Source organism: Mesorhizobium sp. M0983, assembly GCF_040318975.1.
Lineage (GTDB): Bacteria > Pseudomonadota > Alphaproteobacteria > Rhizobiales > Rhizobiaceae > Mesorhizobium.
Genome location: NZ_JAMYNH010000004.1, coordinates 208,194 through 223,689, shown reverse-complemented (window position 1 = coordinate 223,689; position 15,496 = coordinate 208,194). Strand labels below are relative to the sequence as shown.

Annotated in this window: 15 protein-coding genes; 4 read left to right on the top strand and 11 right to left on the bottom strand. The window is 62.2% G+C overall.

Annotated features, from left to right (window positions below; all coding sequences use genetic code 11):
* Positions 1-52: 52 nt before the first annotated feature.
* Positions 53-2,032: a bifunctional 2',3'-cyclic-nucleotide 2'-phosphodiesterase/3'-nucleotidase gene (locus NKH71_RS10250; RefSeq protein ID WP_352789947.1), complete on the bottom strand. Its 1,980-nt coding sequence runs from the start codon at positions 2,030-2,032 to the stop codon at positions 53-55.
* A gap of 130 nt (positions 2,033-2,162) precedes the next feature.
* Positions 2,163-3,428 carry an NAD(P)/FAD-dependent oxidoreductase gene (locus NKH71_RS10245; protein ID WP_352894846.1) on the bottom strand — a complete coding sequence of 422 codons (1,266 nt, stop codon included), beginning with the start codon at positions 3,426-3,428 and terminating at the stop codon, positions 2,163-2,165.
* Between the two features lie 180 nt (positions 3,429-3,608).
* Between NKH71_RS10245 and NKH71_RS10240 the strand changes: the two genes are divergently transcribed.
* A complete protein-coding gene (locus NKH71_RS10240) occupies positions 3,609-4,265 on the top strand; it encodes a 5-formyltetrahydrofolate cyclo-ligase (RefSeq protein ID WP_023717552.1) in 657 nt (218 codons plus the stop codon).
* Positions 4,266-4,285: 20 nt separating this feature from the next.
* On the opposite strand, the gene NKH71_RS10235 is transcribed toward NKH71_RS10240, so the two are convergent.
* A complete protein-coding gene (locus NKH71_RS10235; protein ID WP_023675099.1) occupies positions 4,286-4,759 on the bottom strand; it encodes an Lrp/AsnC family transcriptional regulator in 474 nt (157 codons plus the stop codon).
* Between the two features lie 158 nt (positions 4,760-4,917).
* On the opposite strand from NKH71_RS10235, the gene ald reads away from it, so the two are divergent.
* On the top strand, positions 4,918-6,033 hold the full coding sequence (ald, locus tag NKH71_RS10230) for an alanine dehydrogenase (protein WP_023717551.1): 1,116 nt from the start codon (positions 4,918-4,920) through the stop codon (positions 6,031-6,033).
* A 245-nt stretch (positions 6,034-6,278) separates the two neighbouring features.
* On the opposite strand, the gene NKH71_RS10225 is transcribed toward ald, so the two are convergent.
* From NKH71_RS10225 to NKH71_RS10195, 7 genes are all read right to left on the bottom strand, one after another.
* The gene (locus NKH71_RS10225; RefSeq protein WP_352789940.1) at positions 6,279-6,746 is read right to left on the bottom strand and encodes a DUF1203 domain-containing protein; all 468 of its coding nucleotides are present in this window, start codon (positions 6,744-6,746) and stop codon (positions 6,279-6,281) included.
* A 76-nt stretch (positions 6,747-6,822) separates the two neighbouring features.
* Entirely contained in the window at positions 6,823-7,629 is an 807-nt protein-coding gene (dapB, locus tag NKH71_RS10220) for a 4-hydroxy-tetrahydrodipicolinate reductase (protein ID WP_352496512.1), read from the bottom strand.
* A gap of 116 nt (positions 7,630-7,745) precedes the next feature.
* Positions 7,746-8,303 (bottom strand): OmpA family protein, encoded by a 558-nt coding sequence (locus NKH71_RS10215; RefSeq protein ID WP_352789938.1) that lies wholly within the window; start codon positions 8,301-8,303, stop codon positions 7,746-7,748.
* A gap of 86 nt (positions 8,304-8,389) precedes the next feature.
* Positions 8,390-8,953 carry a GNAT family N-acetyltransferase gene (locus tag NKH71_RS10210; RefSeq protein WP_023717547.1) on the bottom strand — a complete coding sequence of 188 codons (564 nt, stop codon included), beginning with the start codon at positions 8,951-8,953 and terminating at the stop codon, positions 8,390-8,392.
* Positions 8,953-9,810: a 3-mercaptopyruvate sulfurtransferase gene (sseA, locus tag NKH71_RS10205; protein ID WP_352789936.1), complete on the bottom strand. Its 858-nt coding sequence runs from the start codon at positions 9,808-9,810 to the stop codon at positions 8,953-8,955. The genes NKH71_RS10210 and sseA overlap by 1 nt, the downstream gene beginning before the upstream one ends.
* A gap of 35 nt (positions 9,811-9,845) precedes the next feature.
* Positions 9,846-10,589 carry an alanyl-tRNA editing protein gene (locus NKH71_RS10200; protein WP_023717545.1) on the bottom strand — a complete coding sequence of 248 codons (744 nt, stop codon included), beginning with the start codon at positions 10,587-10,589 and terminating at the stop codon, positions 9,846-9,848.
* Positions 10,589-11,623, bottom strand: coding sequence for a cysteine synthase A (locus tag NKH71_RS10195; RefSeq protein ID WP_023717544.1), 1,035 nt, complete (start codon positions 11,621-11,623; stop codon positions 10,589-10,591). Before NKH71_RS10195 ends, NKH71_RS10200 begins: the two co-directional genes overlap by 1 nt.
* A 215-nt stretch (positions 11,624-11,838) precedes the next feature.
* On the opposite strand from NKH71_RS10195, the gene NKH71_RS10190 reads away from it, so the two are divergent.
* Together NKH71_RS10190 and NKH71_RS10185 are read left to right on the top strand one after the other, a co-directional pair.
* On the top strand, positions 11,839-12,660 hold the full coding sequence (locus tag NKH71_RS10190; protein WP_352482520.1) for an SDR family oxidoreductase: 822 nt from the start codon (positions 11,839-11,841) through the stop codon (positions 12,658-12,660).
* 8 nt (positions 12,661-12,668) lie between these two features.
* Positions 12,669-13,643 carry an alpha/beta hydrolase gene (locus tag NKH71_RS10185; RefSeq protein WP_352789933.1) on the top strand — a complete coding sequence of 325 codons (975 nt, stop codon included), beginning with the start codon at positions 12,669-12,671 and terminating at the stop codon, positions 13,641-13,643.
* 102 nt (positions 13,644-13,745) lie between these two features.
* Here the strand turns inward: NKH71_RS10185 and NKH71_RS10180 are convergent, their stop codons facing one another.
* A complete protein-coding gene (locus NKH71_RS10180; protein ID WP_352791619.1) occupies positions 13,746-15,164 on the bottom strand; it encodes a DEAD/DEAH box helicase in 1,419 nt (472 codons plus the stop codon).
* Between the last annotated feature and the right edge of the window lie 332 nt (positions 15,165-15,496).

The window sequence follows — 15,496 nt, the reverse complement described above, 5'->3', positions numbered from 1 at the left end:
GGACAGTATCTTAACGCTGAGACAGTTTCGAGCCGACGCTCAAATCCTCGCCTCAAAGAGTGATGCGGTATTTGGAAAACCCCGCTTCGCCCTCGCCCGCCGGCTCGATCTTCAGCGACTTCACTTGCGCAATAAATTCTCTCGCCTTGGCGCCGGTCTCGAACACGACGCTGGTTTCCGGCAGCGGCGCAAACGACCAGTTGGCATCCGCCGACGGGTTGATGGTGCCTTTGCTGACGATATAGCGCACGATCACGTCGCGGTTGGTGTCGGGCGCTTCGTAGATGATCTTCGAGGCATTGATCTCCGGGAAATTGCCGCCGCCGCCGGCCCGGTAGTTGTTGGTTGCGACGACGAATTTCCGCATGGGATCAATTGGTTTGCCGTCGAACATCAAGTCAATGATGCGGTTCGAGCCGGCGTTCACCAGCCCGCCCTTCGAATCATATTTCGGTGGCTGCGACAGGTCGATCCGGTAGGTGACGCCGTCGATCACGTCGAAATTATAAGACGGGAAGTCGGTGTTGATGAGCGCCTGGTCAGCTTTGCCCGGCTCGATCCGGTTGAAGATGCCGGCCGACATTTCCAGCCATTCCTTCACCTCTGCCCCCGTGATTTCGACGGCGCGCACCGTGTTTGGATAGAGATAGAGGTCGGCGACGTTCTTTATGGCGATATCGCCTACCGGCACGTCGGTGTAATAGTCGGCGCCGTTGCGCCCGCCCGCCTTGAATGGTGCCGCCGCCGACAGCAGCGGCATATCCTTCCATTCGGTGTTCTTCAGGATGTCCTTCAAGTACCAGGTCTGCGCCTGGCTCACGATCTGCACCGATGGATCGTCGGCGACCAGCGCAAAATAGGAATAGAGCGGCGCCGAGGTTTTGCCGACCGGCCGACGCACATAGGCAAGCGTCGCCTCGTGGTCCTGTTTGAGCGCGTCGACGATGCGCTGGTAGTCAGCGACGATCGGCTTGTTCGTCTTGTCGACCCGCTCAAAGATAGGCCTGGCCTCAGAGGTCGCCGAGACGATTTTCCATGTCGATCCGTCGCGCTCCAGCAACAGATCGATCAGCCCCATATGCGAGCCCCAGAAGCCGGCCATGACGGCGGGCTTACCTTGCAACGTGCCTTTCGCCGTATCGACGGCTTCCAGCGACTGAAAGTCCTTCTTGCCAGGGAAGACCAGATGCTGGTGGCCGGTGAACACAGCATCGATACCTTCGACGCCGGCAACGAAGAAGGAGGCATTCTCCATCATGTCGCCTTGCTTCACGTCGATGCCAGAATGGGAGAGCGCAATGATGATGTCGGCGCCTTCTTCCTTCATCTGCGGCACCCACGCCTTGGCCGCCTCGACGATGTCGCGCGTCTTGACGCTGCCCTCGAGATTTTTCAGATCCCAGACCATGATCTGCGGCGGCACGAAGCCGATGATGCCGATCCTGATCGGCTGCTCGGCGCCCGACCCGTCTTTGATCTTCCTGTCGAGGATGACGAAAGGTTTGAGATAAAGCTTGTCGTCGCGCGGGTTCGCGGCAAGCTCCGTGCCGCGGATCAAATTCGCGCAGACAAACGGGAAATTGGCACCGGCCAGCACCTTGTCCATGAACGACAGGCCGTAGTTGAACTCGTGGTTGCCGAGCGTCGAGCATTCGTAGCCGAGCAGGTTCATGCCCTTCATCACCGGATGCAGATCGCCGTCCTTCATGCCCCTCTCGTAGGCGATGTAGTCGCCCATCGGGTTGCCTTGCAAAAGGTCGCCATTGTCGATCAGCATCGCGTTGGTTGCTTCCTTGCGCACGGCTTCAATCAATGATGCCGTTCGCGACAGCCCCATCGTGTCGTTAGCTTTGTCGGCGTAGTAATCGTAAGGCAGCACGTTCACGTGGATGTCGGTCGTCTCCATAATCCTCAGATGCGACTGATTGGCTTGAGCCCGGGCGGAGAACGGGTGCAGCATGATCAGCGCTCCACCGGTGGCGACGCCGGCGAGGAAATCGCGGCGTGAGACGAGGTGGCGCAATTGGGACATTCGTTTCTCTTTCTTCCACGACGTGACAAGTCCTGCCCGAAGCAAAGCTTCGCGCCGAAATCCAGCCGAGTCCAGAAGTCGATTCCATCAAGAGGAGGTGACGCGCTGATGAATGTCCGGCAGCGAACAATCAGCCCTTGTCGTCGTCGCCCTGGGTGATCAATCGCGCGCTGCGCTGACCGGTGAAGTAGATCCATAGCCAGCTCAGGGAAACCGCAAGCCGGTTACGGAAGCCGATCAGGAAGTAGATATGCGCCAAGCCCCATAGCCACCAGGCAAGCCGGCCGGTGAGCTTGATCCAGCCGAAATCGATGGCCGCGGCGCGCTTGCCGATCGTCGCCAAATCGCCGTCATGCCTGTAGCGGAACGGACGTACCGTTGTGTCGCCGGCGAGCCTGGCCTTGATCGTCGCGGCGACGTGCCGTCCCTGCTGCTTGGCGGCGGGCGCGACGCCCGGCACCAGCCGGCCATCCGGCCGCAGGACGTGTGCTGCGTCACCGATGACGAAAATCTCCGGGTTTCCCGGCACAGTGAGGTCGGGCTCGACAAGCACCCTGCCCGCGCGGTCGGCTGCCGTGCCGAGCCATTCGGCGGCCGGCGAAGCGGCGACGCCCGCCGCCCAAAGAATTGTCCTGGCCGGCAAATGCCTGTCGCCGAAGACGACACCCTCGGCATCGCAGCGTGTAACCGCCCGGCCGAGTTCGACGGTCACGCCGAGTCGTCCGAGCGCCTTCATTGCATAAACGGAGAGCTCCGGCGCGAAATTGGCAAGAACGCGGTCGCCGGCCTCAATCAGCACCACACGCGTCTCGCGCGTGTCGATGTTGCGGAACTCGCCGCGCATCGTGTCATGCGCCAGTTCGGCAATCGTGCCGGCCAATTCCACGCCGGTCGGCCCGCCGCCGACGATCGCCAGCGTCAGCAGTGCCTGGCGCTTGGCGGGATCGGTTTCCCGCTCGGCCTGCTCGAAAGCCAAAAGAATACGCCGTCGGATGGTGGTGGCGTCCTCCAGCGTCTTCAGGCCCGGCGCGAACGGCTCCCATTCGTCATGGCCGAAATAGGCGTGCCGCGCACCGGTGGCCAGCAGCAGCGTGTCGTAGGCGACCGCTCCGCCATCCTGCAGCAGCACGCGCTTGCCGGTGCGGTCGATGCCAGTCACGGTCGCAAGCAGCGTCGTCACGTCCTTGCGTTTGCGCAGGAGATGGCGGATCGGCCAGGCGACTTCGGAGGTTGCCAGCGCCGTCGTCGCCACCTGGTAGAGTAGCGGCTGAAAGAGGTGATGATTGCGCCTATCGATCATGGTGATGCGCACCGGCGCGCCAGTAAGTGCGCGGGTGAATTCGAGGCCGCCGAATCCGGCGCCTACGACGACGACGTGATGGTTGGCTGTGTTCATCTCACTCATCCCTCTCGCCAAGGCTGATGTAAGTATCCTTGTGCAGTGCAGCAATGCCTGCGCTGCACCTGCCTGGGACTCGTCGCCTGATGTCGTGAATACGCATGCTGCAGACTCATTCCCGGATATAGCCTACGTCCCGGATAGGGCTTGGTCGGAACAGTATATTGCAGGTGAATCATGGCTAAGGATGAAGATGAAGGCTCAGGGCAGTACGCCTCGCCGCCTTGTTTTATGCACGAGCTCGATCCGGAGTTCCAAGCGCCGCTATCCGAATGGACCGATGTCAGGCGCTGGCGCAGGGCCGAGCGCGAGCGGTTGATCGCATCCCGCCTTGCCGTTTCCGCCGACATGCGCACAGCCATGTCGCAGCGCATTGCCGATGGTCTCGATGCGGTGATCGGCGACATCGCCGGGCGCATGGTCAGCCTCTACTGGCCGTTTCGCGGCGAGCCGGACCTGCGCCCGTGGATGGAAACCGTTAACGCGCGAGGTGGCCGCACGGCGCTGCCCGTTGTCGTGGAGAAAGACCGGCCGCTTATCTTTCGCGCCTATACCCACGGAGACCGGCTGGAGAAGGGCGTCTGGAATATCCCGATACCGGCCGAGGGCGATCCGGTACTGCCCGACATCGTCATTTCGCCGATCGTCGGCATCGATCCCGGACATTTTCGCCTGGGCTATGGCGGCGGCTTCTTCGATCGCACGCTTGCCGCGATGCCGTTCAAGCCGCTGGTCGTCGGCGTCGGCTACGAGTTGCAGCGCATCGTGACCATCTACCCGCAGCCGCACGATATTCCGATGGACCGTGTGGTGACCGAGTCATTCAACGTTTAGGCGAGTTTGGGGCCTAGGGCCTAGGCTAGCTCAGGCTTCATTCCAACGGCCGTGCGATCGACGATTTCGCGCAAGGCAAAGGACGAATTGATCTTCGTCACATGCGGCATTGCCGAAAGCCACTCCTTGTGGATGCGTTCGTAGTCGACGAGATCCTTCGCCGCGATGCGCAAGATGTAATCATACTCGCCCGACATCAGATGGCAGGACAGGACGTTCGGGCAGCGCTTTATCGCCGCTTCGAAATCCGACAACGTTTTCTCGAACTGCCCGGACAGCGATATATGCACGATCGCCGTCATCTGGTGCCCAAGTGCGGCGTTGGACAGCCGGGCGTGATAGCCGCGGATGGTTCCGGATTTCTCCAGATTGTCCAGCCGCCGCGAACAGGCCGACTGCGACAGGCCGACCTTTTCGGCGAGCGCTGCATTGGGTATCCGCCCATCCTTCTGCAATGTCTCGAGAATGGCGATATCAATCCTGTCGAGCGGCATTTTTGCGGGTTCCTGCGATAATTCTACTGTTTCGCGCAACGATTATCGAACAGTAGTCTCTTCGGCAAGCGCATTCGCAAACACTTCCCGAACGATTCGTGGTTCACTATCTCTAGACAGGGAACAGGCCCTAAAAGGGCCGGATCAGGAGAAAAAAGATGCGCGTCGGTTGCCCCCGGGAAATCAAGAACCATGAATACCGCGTCGGCCTGACACCGGGCTCGGTCCGCGAATATGTCGCGCATGGCCATGAAGTGCTGATCGAGACCGGCGCCGGCGCCGGCATCGGAGCCGACGACAACGCGTACCGCGCCGCCGGCGCCACGATCGCCAAGACGGCGGCCGACGTGTTTGCCAAGTCGGACATGATCGTGAAGGTCAAGGAGCCGCAGCCCAACGAATGGGTTCAGCTCCGCGACGGCCAGATCCTCTACACCTATCTGCATCTCGCCCCGGATCCGGAGCAGACCAAGGGCCTGCTGGCCTCCGGCGTCACCGCAATAGCTTACGAGACCGTCACCGACGAGCGCGGCGGCCTGCCGCTCTTGGCACCGATGTCGGAAGTTGCCGGCCGCCTGTCGATCCAGGCGGGGGCCACGGCGCTGCAAAAGGCCAATGGCGGCCGCGGTGTGCTGCTTGGCGGCGTGCCCGGCGTGCTGCCCGGCAAGGTCACTGTGCTCGGTGGCGGCGTCGTCGGCCTGCATGCTGCACGGATGGCTGCCGGGCTTGGCGCCGACGTCACCATCATCGACCGCTCGATCCCGCGCCTGCGTCAGCTCGACGATATCTTTGGAGGCCGCGTCCACACCCGCTACTCGACCGTCGAGGCGCTGGAGGAAGAATGTTTTTCGGCTGACATCGTCGTCGGCGCCGTGCTGATCCCGGGGGCAGCCGCGCCCAAGCTGGTGACGCGCGAAATGCTCTCGGGCATGAAGAAAGGCGCCGTGCTGGTCGACGTCGCCATCGACCAGGGCGGCTGCTTCGAGACCTCGCACGCCACCACCCATGCCGAGCCGACCTATGCGGTCGATGGCGTCATCCACTATTGCGTCGCCAACATGCCGGGTGCGGTGCCGGTCACATCGGCCCACGCGCTCAACAATGCGACGCTGCACTATGGCCTGCAGCTCGCCGACAAGGGCCTCAAGGCGCTGGTAGACGACCACCATCTGCGCAACGGGCTGAACGTCCACAAGGGCAAGATCACGAATCGCGCAGTGGCCGAAGCACTCGGCTATGAGCTGGTCGAGCCGAAGGCCGTTCTGGCGGCCTGAGCTGTCCGAATCTGCCTCTCCAGTGCCCGTCGGTTTCGTCCGACGGGTTTTTCTTATGTCGAAAAACTGAAAAGTGTCGGGCGCGCGGAATAACCCGACAACAAAAAAGCGGAGCCAAAGCCCCGCTTCCTCGGCTATCGAGATTTCCGCCGGTTCATCCGCGGTCGGCAAATCGATCGACCATTCCTCTCTATCGCAAGAATACGACGGGAGTACGACAGCCCAAGCCGGTGCAGCCTATCCGGTTACACGCGGTCTATCCGACACTGATAGCAATTGTTGCGGGCCGAGCGGATGTGGACGTAAGCAATGTCGTCGCTTTCGAACAACCTCTCCGCCCGGGCCGCGATGGCATCGGTCGGAATGACGCCGCCGCTGCCATAGACGATGCGGTTGTCCTTGCCGTAGCCGCGCACGATGTATTCGCCGCTTTCGAGCATATCGGGAAGCGTTTCCCCCTCGGCGGCGCGTTCGCATTCCTCCGCATGCAGAAAGATCGGCCCGGTTTCGGCATAAGGCTGCAGCTCAGAAAAAGGCCGATAGGCCAGAACAAGATAGGCTTCTCCCGCAGCAACATTCTTCAGGCAATGACGGCAAGGCACGCCGTCGCCATCCGAAATCTTCCGCTCTGGCTTCAAGCCATAAGCATCAGGCCCGCCGCGCTGAAGTGCGCGGACCGCATCGGTTGGCAAGGCTTTGAATTTTACGGTCATGACGAATCTCCGGTGGCGTCGACCGGAAATTATGCTTTCCATGCAAAGCTTCCCACCCGATTCCTGCCGAAATGGATCAGTCCATCAGCGCGTCGAGACCGCGAACCAGACCCTTGATCTGCTGTACCCGTCTGATGGCGAGCAGCGTGCCCGCCACGTAAGGCGCCGCGGACGAGCCGGCGTCGTGGCGGATAGTCAGCCGCTCGTCTGGCAGGCCGAACAACGCCTCGCAGGACAGGATGTAGGACGGCAGGCGAAGCGCGTGCACTTGCACACCCTCGCCCGTGCCGACCGCAGCACCGCGTGTAGCCGGCACGCCGGAGACCTCGGAGACCGGCTTTGCCGTCGAAGCCTTGCGGATGTCGGCCAGCGCTTCAGCAAGTTCCCGCGCGGTACCGGAGGGCGCGTCGGGCTTCTTTGCACTGGCATAATCGATGACCTCGACATCCGGCACGTATTTTGCCGCCATAAGTGCAAACCGCTTCATCAGCGTAGCGGTGATGGAAAAGTTGCCGGCGGCAACGACGCCGACGCCGTGGGCGCGCGCCGCGGCGTCGATGTCGGCATAGTCGGCAGCACCCAGTCCCGATGTGCCGATCACAGCGTGCCGTCCCTTGTCGATGGCGAGCAGCACATGGTCCTTCACGACATGTGGCTTGGTGAAGTCGACCAGTACGTCCGACGGCGCCTCCAGCGCCTCGGCCAGCGAGGCCGAAACGGAGATACCATTAGCCGGCATGCCAACCAGCAGGCCGGAATCCTGCCCCGCGCCGCTACGTGACACAGCCCCGGCCAGCGCCATGTCACCTTGCGCCCCGATCGCCGGAACCAGCGCCTTGCCGACCCAACCGGTCGCGCCGGCCATTACCACGCGAATTGCCATCGTGCGATCCTCCATCACCATCGGTTTTTAGACGACAGCGATATGGAAAGAGCCCGGCTCATTCAAGTCGGGCTCGCCTTTGAATATTGATCCAGACCCTGAACGGCTAGATCATTTTAACGGATGAAGTCGTCGAAGCGGCGCAGCGTCACCCGGCGATTTCGCCAGTTCTCATTCTGCGTCTGCACGAGCAGGAACTCCTCGCCGTAGCCGACGGTTTCGAGCGCATAGCCCGGCACACCGAATTCACGCAGCAAGGTGCGCTTCAGCGAGGCGGCACGTTGTTCGGACAAAATCTGATTCGACTGGAAGGAGCCCACAGCATCGGTATGGCCTTCGATCAGCACGCGGGCACCCGGATCGCGCCGCAGAATGCGCTGAAGTGCATCGGCGATGTTTTCGATCTTGGCGTATTGCGATTCGGAAATGGCAGCCGAGCCGAAGGCGAAATTGATCGACTGGATATCGATAGAGCGGGCCATGCGCCGCAAGTCCGGCCGCTTCTTGAATTCGCGGATGGTGACGCGCTGATTCGGGCGCAGCTTCACCCGGGGCGCGGCTTCAAGCTGGCGCTCGATCGTGGCGGCCGAAGGCGTGGTCGCCTGGGCAACGGCAAGGGTCGGCATGGCGAGTGCCGCAACCAGCACGGCGGCAAATGTGCGTCGGGTCAGCATGTCTTTTCTCCTTCGGCCCTCGGCCGCATTGTGATGCCGACAAGATGGCAAAGACTAGCTGAAGCTTGGATGAACGAGCCTGAAAATCAGGGCCGCATGACGCTGGCCGCGCGCTCGGCAAAAGGCATCGGATGTACGACCTCCTTTTTTTGCGCCACCGGCGTGAAGCCGAGTTTTTGATAAAGCGGCAAGGCTGCTGGGTGATCAAGGGTGCAGGTCTGCACCGTCACCCGCTTGGGTCCGTGCGCCCAGGCTGCGGCGATTGCCGCACCGAGGAACCAGCGGCCAATGCCTTGCCCGGTCGCGTGCTCCATCATGCCGAAATAAGCGAGTTCCACTTCCTCCGGCAGATGCGGCTTGAGGTCGAAGAAGCCGGCCGGCGCGCCGTCGAGATAAAGCACCCTGATGTCGCGGTCCTCGCGGTGGATGCCCGCCGCAAGCTCCTCGTCATTCAGTCTCAGCACGTTGACCCAGTGCCATTTGCGGCCGACCCGATCCATCAAATAGCGGTAGAAATGCAGCGGAATGTCTTTGGTCTTGAGCAGCGCGATCTGGCGGTTGTACGGCAGCGGCGGCGAATAGGCAGGCGGCACATGCATTTCGAGAAACGTCACGGTGACGTCGATGTCTTCCAGCGCTCCGTTTTTCATCACCGTCGGTCCTTGCCCGTCACGACGGGCGTTTCGGAAAGCCCACCCCATTCCGTCCATGACCCGTCGTAAAGCCTGTTTTCGGCATGGCCAAGCGTCTCCAGGGCCAGCGTGATGGCTGCCGCGGTGACCCCCGAACCGCAGGAGGTGACGACCGGCTTCGACAGATCGATGCCGGCCTCCTCGATCACTTTGCGCAGCCTGTCCTTGGGCAGCAATTCGCCGTTTTCCGAAAGCGCCGAAAACGGCACGTTGTGCGCGCCCGGCATGTGGCCGGAGCGGATGCCGGGGCGCGGCTCCGGCTCGGTGCCGGCAAAACGGCCAGGCGAGCGTGCGTCGGCGATCTGGCTCTCCCCCGTCTCGACGATCCGGCGCATGTCGGCAAGGCTGGCGACGCGGGCGGCATCGAAGTTGGCATAAAACACGCAAGGCGCGATCTTCGTCGGCTCCGCCGTCACCGGCCGTCCGGCGGCTTTCCAACGATCGAAACCGCCGTCGAGTATATAGACCTGGAACACGCCCATAACGCGAAACAACCACCAGGCGCGCGGTGCAGAAAAGAACCCTGGCCCGTCATAGACAACAATCGTGTCGTCGGCCGAAATGCCCATCGCGCCGACATATTGGGCAAAATGCTGCGGCGACGGCAGCGTGTGAGGCAGAGCCGCGTCGGGGTCCGAAACCGCATCCTGGTCGAGGAAGCGGGCGCCTGGAATATGCGCTGCGTCATACTCGGCGCGCGCGTCGCGCTTTTGCGCCGGCAGATACCAGGACGCGTCGACGATCGTCAGCCCAGGCTCGCCGAGCCGCTTCTGCAACCAATCGGCATCGATGGTGAAAGGACTGTCGTCGGCCATCTTTTCTCTCCTGTCCCGCCTGTCCCAGTCCTATATCAGGCTGGCGGCATCGGGCCAAAGCGAATGCGGAAGCGCCGGTTCTCGCGGCCCTTCTTCTCGATCTTGCCGATATGGATCTCGCCGATTTCGCCGGTGCTCCTCACATGGGTACCGCCGCAAGGCTGGCTGTCGACCGAAGCATTCTCGCCGATGCAGACCAGCCTGATCTTTCCCGTGCCGGCCGGCGGCCGCACATTCTTGGATTTCACCAGGCTTGGATTGGATGCCAGCTCCTCGTCGGAGATCAGCCGGGTGAAGATCGGGTGGTCGGCCCGCACCAGTTCCATCAGCCTGGCCGTCACGTCTTCCTTGGTGAAGCCGGCATCCGGGATGTCGAAATCGATACGGCTGTCGTCCTCGGAAACCGCGGCACCGGTGATCGGGAACGGACAGACGACGGTAAGCAGATGGCAGGCCGAGTGCATCCGCATCAGCAGCTGCCGCCGCGGCCAGTCGATGGCGAGCCTCATCCGCTCGCCCAACCGTGGAACCGCCTGCTCCGGCGCCGGCACATGGATGATCTCGTCCTTGGTTTCGCCGGTGATCGTAGCGGCAATCGCAATGCCGGTGCCGTCGGCGCGTTCGAGGCTGCCAGTGTCGCCCGGCTGCCCGCCCGATGTGGCGTAAAACACGGTCCGGTCCAGAATGATGCCGCCGCGATCGTTGACTGCGACGACGGTGGCGTCGGCCGTCCCCAGATAGGCGTCGTCACGAAACAGCGCTTCGGTCTTGTGCGCCATCACGCGACCCTTTCGAACGGCACCGAAATCGTGCTCCGTTGCTCCATCCAGCCCGGCACCGGCAGCTTCTTTTCGCGCAGGAATTCAGGATTGAACAGCTTCGACTGATAGCGCGTGCCGTAGTCGCAAAGCATGGTCACGATGGTTTGGCCGGGGCCTAGCTCGCGCGCCAGGCGAATGGCGCCGGCAATGTTGATACCGGTCGAACCGCCAACGCAAAGTCCCTCCTCCTGGATCAGGTCGAATACGATCGGCAGTGCGTCCTCGTCGGGGATCTGGAAGGCAAAATCGGGTGTAAAGCCTTGGAGGTTGGCGGTGATCCGCCCCTGCCCGATGCCTTCGGTGATCGAACTGCCCTCGGATTTCAACTCGCCGCTGGTGTAGAAGGAATAGAGCGCAGCCCCCAGCGGATCGGCCAGTGCGATCTTGACCTGGCTGTTCTTGGCCTTCAGCCCGAAGCCAACGCCTGCCAGCGTGCCGCCGGAACCGACCGCCGACACGAAACCATCCACCTTGCCGCCGGTCTGGTTCCAGATTTCTTCGGCTGTGGTGCGGATATGGCCGTCGCGGTTGGCGACATTGTCGAACTGGTTGGCCCAGATCGCGCCGTTCGGCTCGGTCTTCGCCATTTGCTCGGCCAGCCGGCCCGACAGCTTCACGTAGTTGTTCGGGTTCTTGTAGGGCACGGCTGGCACTTCGATCAGCTCGGCGCCGAGCAGTTTGATCGTATCCTTCTTCTCCTGGCTCTGGGTATCGGGAATGACGATCACCGTGCGGTAGCCGAGCGCCTTGGCAACCAGTGTCAATCCGATGCCGGTATTTCCGGCCGTCCCTTCGACGATGACGCCGCCGGGCCGCAGCAGCCCGCGCTGTTCCGCATCGCGGATTATGAACAGGCCGGCGCGGTCCTTGACCGACTGCCCGGGATTCATGAATTCGGCCTTGCCCAGAATCTCGCAGCCGGTTGCTTCCGAGGCCTTGTTGAGGCGGATCAGGGGCGTGTTGCCGATCACGTCGATCACAGAACGGGGCATGGAGATTCCTTTGTGGGTGCGGCGAAACCCTAGAAACCCGAAGCTTCGGTTTCAAGGCAAGAATTTGCTTGGTCCAGTCGCATTTCGCACACTGCAATTGCTGCAGCCAGGCGCGCCCGGCCGGCATTCATTTCAACCATGTACCGAAAAGCACTCTTTTCATTCGATTTCTTCACCGCTAGAGCACAGGCTAAGAAGAGCCGGCGGGGCGCAGCATGACACTCTATCGGGCCAATCCGAAGCATGGCGTCGCCTGGATTACGGGCGGCAGCAGCGGTATCGGCCGTTCGCTGGCCAAGGATCTTGCCGCTCAGGGCTATGTCGTCGCGGTGACTGCGCCCGATGACCATCCGATCGATACGCTCATCGTCGAAACGGCGCAGATGGCGGGCCGTGTCGTAGCCTTTCCCTGCGACGTGACCGACGAAAAACGCATGGCAAAGACGGTTGCAGCGATCGAGAAAGATCTCGGTCCGATCGTGTTGGCAGTGTTCAACGCGGGAAGCTATATCGCAACGCCGGGCGAGGATCTTGTCGCGCGCAATTTTCGTCGGTCTTTCGAAGTCAATTATTTCGGCATCATCAATGGCCTGCTGCCCGTCATCGAACGCATGCGCGTGCGCTCGCGCGGCCATGTCGTGCTGATCGGTTCGGTCACCGCCTATTTCGGCTGGCCCACCACCGCCGCCTATGGCGGCACCAAGGCGGCAGTCAATATCTTGGCCGAGTCGCTGAAATATGATTTCGACAAGATGAACGTCCGCATCCAGGTGATGAATCCAGGCTTTGTCGACACGCGGCTGACCGAGAAGAACTTCCTGCCGATGCCGGGCTTGATGCCGGTCAATCTGGCCTCGCGCCGCATCGCGCGAGGCATCGAATGCGGTGGCTTCGAAGTCACTTTCCCACGCCGCCTGAGCTGGACACTGAAGCTGCTCAGGATACTGCCGAGGCCGTTCTGCCGATGGGTGATCAGCACGGTCACCCGCTGGAATGCGCGGCCGCTGAATTTCGACCGCAAGCCACCGGTCGAATAGGATCCGTGATGGGCCGACGGATCATGTTTGCGGTGCTGGGGCTTGTCCTCATCCTTGTCCTGGCCTTGGCGCTTGGTCCGCGCGTCCTCGTCGAAACCACAATCCGTTTCGATCCCTCAGTGATCGGCGACGATCCGCAGGCCTATCTGGCGCGCCAGGAGGCGGCCGTGCCCGGCATCCGCGACGGGCTGGACAAGGAAATCATCTGGGCCGACCCGATGGTCCATGCCAAGACGCCATTCGCGATCGTTTACATCCACGGTTTTTCTGCGTCGAAGGGCGAGATTCGTCCATTGCCCGACGAGGTGGCCGACCAGCTTGACGCCAATCTTTTCTACACGCGCCTGACGGGGCATGGACAGGACGGCGCCGCGATGACGCAAGGCAGCGTCAGCGCCTGGATCAACGACTACGAGGAAGCGCTCGCCGTCGGCCGGGCGATCGGCGACAAGGTGATCGTCATAGCCACCTCGACAGGCGGCTCGCTGGCGGCGTGGGCTGCGACGCAGCCAAGCGCATCGAACAGCGTCGCGGCGATCGCATTCATCTCGCCGAATTTCGGCGTCAAGGGTTCCGGCGCCGAATTGCTGACCCTACCGTGGGGCAGACAGATCGCCGAGCTCGTCGCCGGCAAGGAGCGTGGCTTCGTGCCGCGCAACGCTCTGCATGAAAGGTTCTGGACCTACCGCTACCCGATCGCCGCGACATTGCCGATGGCGGCGCTGACAGAGCTTGCCTACGGCGCGCCGGTGGAGAAGACGTCCATCCCTGCCCTGTTCATCTTTTCGGATTCGGACAAGGTGGTACGACCAGATCGCACCCGCGAAATCGCCGCTCGCTGGGGCGCCGCACATGAATTGGTGCCGGTCGACGATACCGGCGACCCCGACAACCACGTCATTGCGGGTGACGCGCTGTCGCCATCGACCACGGCTTTCCTGGCGCAGCGGATTGTCGTGTGGGTCGAGGCGGTGGTGAAGTAAACCAAAGGCCTCAAAGCAAAAGGGCGACCGGAGCATCACTCGGGTGGCCCTTTTCAATCGTGAGTGACCAAGCCAAGCTTGGCCGACCGCAACACGGTCAGGTTATGCGGCCCGCGCTGCCGGCCGCTTACCGCCGAAGCGGCGCTTGTTGTTGCCCTTGAAGGGCTTGGCGCCTTCCGGCTTGCGCTCGCCCGCAAAGGCTGGCTTGTCGCCGAACCGCTTCTTGCCGAAGCCGTTGTTTGCGCCGCCGGGCCGCCTGCCGTCGCGACGGCCATTGTGGTCGTTGCGATCATTGGCCGGTTCGAAACTGCGCTCGTTCTTCTCGGCGGGATTGCGCTGCGGATCGGGGCTGCCGAGATGGTCGGCAACGATCGGCAGCTTGGTGCGGATGATGCGCTCGACCTGGCGCAGCTTGCTGTTTTCGGACGGGTCGCAGAGCGTGATGGCGATGCCGTCCATGCCGTTACGGCCGGTGCGGCCGATGCGGTGGACATAGCTCTCCGCCTCGTCCGGCAGGTCGAAATTCACCACATGGCTTATGCCCGGCACGTCGATGCCGCGCGCCGCAATGTCGGTCGCCACGAGAATGCGCACCGAACCCTCGCGGAAATCGTTGAGTGCCTTCTGGCGAGCGTTCTGCGACTTGTTGCCGTGGATGACGGCGGCCTTGAAGCCGTCACGCTCGAGATCCTTTGTCACCCTGTCGGCGCCATGCTTGGTGCGCGAAAAGATGATGACGGACTTCATCGCCTCGTCGGCAAGCATGTTGGCCAGCACCTGACGCTTCTGCTTGGTGCGGGCAAAGACGACGCCCTGCACGATCTCGGCGGCCGCGGTGCTGTGAGGAGCGACTTCGACGCGAATCGGGTTCTTCAGCAGGCCTTTCGCCAGTTCGGCGATTTCGGCCGGCATGGTTGCCGAGAACAGCACCGTCTGACGGTCCGGCGCCGTCGCCCTGGCGATGCGCTTGACGTCGTTGATGAAGCCCATGTCGAGCATGCGGTCGCCTTCATCCAGCACCAGCCATTTGGTGTCGGCAAGCACGAGGTCGCCTTCACGCACCAGGTCGGTCAGCCGACCTGGCGTTGCGATCAGGATGTCGACGCCGGGCGCAACCTTCTTCACCTGGCTGAAGCGCGAGACGCCGCCAAGCACCAGCGCTGTCGAGACATGCGCGCCCTTGGCAAGCAGCTTGATCATCTCCTCGATCTGCACGGCGAGTTCGCGCGTCGGCGCCAGGATCAGTGCGCGGACTGTCTTCGGCCGGCGCTTGGTGCCAAGTGCGATGATCTTCGACAGGATCGGCAGCGCGAACGCCGCCGTCTTGCCCGAGCCGGTCTGGGCGATGCCGAAAATGTCGCGGCCTTCGAGCTGCGGCGGGATCGCCTGGGCCTGGATCGGCTTCGGATCGGTAAAGCCGGCGGCATTCGTGGCCTTGAGCAGTGCGCCGGTAATTCCAAGTGCGGCGAAACCGTTCAGTTCCCCAGCGTCCTTACCGGTCAAAGTGTTTTCATTGGTCAAAATATTCTTCTTTCATGCGGCTCCTGGCCGCAAACATCAATGGCGGCAGGGCGCAACCTGCCGTCGAAAATTGTCATGAAACGACAAGGCGGGCGGACATTATCGTCCGCACGGCAGCGCTGTCGTGCCCGCAGGCATCATGCCACGGGGCTTTTTCGCCACCTTGCCGATATGTCGGGAAGAGGGAAAACAGACGCAACCAGTCTCATTCATCGAGAAGGCCGGATTATCCCGGCCCAAGCGCCTATGCCGCCGCATATGGCCCAGTTCGCATCGAAATGCAAGGGGCCTGATGCTGCAGCGCAGCAAAAGCCATTAGGAAGCGGCGCTTG

Excerpts from the sequence above, each read along its gene's own strand:
- NKH71_RS10240 (WP_023717552.1), top strand. The coding sequence starts at position 3,609 with ATGGCTAAGGATGAAGATGAAGGCTCAGGGCAGTACGCCTCGCCGCCT.
- dapB (WP_352496512.1), bottom strand. The coding sequence starts at position 7,629 with ATGGCAATTCGCGTGGTAATGGCCGGCGCGACCGGTTGGGTCGGCAAG.
- NKH71_RS10235 (WP_023675099.1), bottom strand. The coding sequence starts at position 4,759 with ATGCCGCTCGACAGGATTGATATCGCCATTCTCGAGACATTGCAGAAG.
- NKH71_RS10200 (WP_023717545.1), bottom strand. The coding sequence starts at position 10,589 with ATGGCGCACAAGACCGAAGCGCTGTTTCGTGACGACGCCTATCTGGGG.
- NKH71_RS10250 (WP_352789947.1), bottom strand. The coding sequence starts at position 2,032 with ATGTCCCAATTGCGCCACCTCGTCTCACGCCGCGATTTCCTCGCCGGC.
- NKH71_RS10225 (WP_352789940.1), bottom strand. The coding sequence starts at position 6,746 with ATGACCGTAAAATTCAAAGCCTTGCCAACCGATGCGGTCCGCGCACTT.
- sseA (WP_352789936.1), bottom strand. The coding sequence starts at position 9,810 with ATGGCCGACGACAGTCCTTTCACCATCGATGCCGATTGGTTGCAGAAG.
- NKH71_RS10185 (WP_352789933.1), top strand. The coding sequence starts at position 12,669 with ATGGGCCGACGGATCATGTTTGCGGTGCTGGGGCTTGTCCTCATCCTT.
- NKH71_RS10190 (WP_352482520.1), top strand. The coding sequence starts at position 11,839 with ATGACACTCTATCGGGCCAATCCGAAGCATGGCGTCGCCTGGATTACG.
- ald (WP_023717551.1), top strand. The coding sequence starts at position 4,918 with ATGCGCGTCGGTTGCCCCCGGGAAATCAAGAACCATGAATACCGCGTC.
- NKH71_RS10245 (WP_352894846.1), bottom strand. The coding sequence starts at position 3,428 with ATGAACACAGCCAACCATCACGTCGTCGTCGTAGGCGCCGGATTCGGC.
- NKH71_RS10215 (WP_352789938.1), bottom strand. The coding sequence starts at position 8,303 with ATGCTGACCCGACGCACATTTGCCGCCGTGCTGGTTGCGGCACTCGCC.
- NKH71_RS10195 (WP_023717544.1), bottom strand. The coding sequence starts at position 11,623 with ATGCCCCGTTCTGTGATCGACGTGATCGGCAACACGCCCCTGATCCGC.
- NKH71_RS10210 (WP_023717547.1), bottom strand. The coding sequence starts at position 8,953 with ATGAAAAACGGAGCGCTGGAAGACATCGACGTCACCGTGACGTTTCTC.